The 672-nt window shown below is 61.2% G+C and carries 1 pseudogene; it reads right to left on the minus strand.

Annotated elements, in window-relative coordinates:
• Positions 1–59 precede the first annotated feature (59 nt).
• Positions 60–672 (minus strand): annotated as a pseudogene (locus tag K6N12_RS33615) (LysR family substrate-binding domain-containing protein); the annotation flags it as partial.

A 672-nucleotide genomic window follows, 5' to 3' on the forward strand; every position in this document is an offset into this window, starting at 1 on the left:
CAGAATCGCGAGGCGGCGTCACATCGCCCGCATCCCAGATGAGCTGCGGCGAAGATGGCTTACCTGCCCGGCCGCGCCAGTGAGCGGGCGATAGGACGATGTCGTCGCGCGAGGCGGTTGGATCCTCCTTGTTCCAGGCAACACCAAGCCCGATCCTGAAGTCGATGCCCCTGACCGCCTTCAGCTCGAAGGCCCGGTTCGGCAGGCCCTCGGTCCATTCCGGCGCAAAGCCGATGCCAAGGCCGGCCGAGACCAGCGACACCAGTGAATAGGTGTCGTCGCAGCTATAGGCGATGTTGCCGGTCAGATCGTATTCCTCGAACTTCTCATTGAAGTACCGCTCGGTGTAGGAGAGGTTCTTGCGGTTGAAGGCGATGATCTTTTCCGAGCGCAGGTCGTCGATGGCGATCTCCGTCTGCTCCGCCAGTGGGTTTGTCCTGGCGACCGCCAAGAGATACCGTTCATGGGCGATCGAGGAGAAGCGCAACGAGCCGATGTTTTCCACCGGCCGGATGAAGCCCAGATTGATCTGGCCGTTTTCCAGGCCGCGGATGATGTCGCCGGTATTGCCGCTTGATATATGGATGCGGATATCCGGGTACTTGCGGGCGATCTTTGAAAGAAACGCCGGCAGCACGCCGGTGGTCGCCGGATAGACGGTGCCGATCCTGA

This window comes from Rhizobium redzepovicii (genome assembly GCF_019793435.1).
GTDB classification, from domain to species: domain Bacteria; phylum Pseudomonadota; class Alphaproteobacteria; order Rhizobiales; family Rhizobiaceae; genus Rhizobium; species Rhizobium redzepovicii.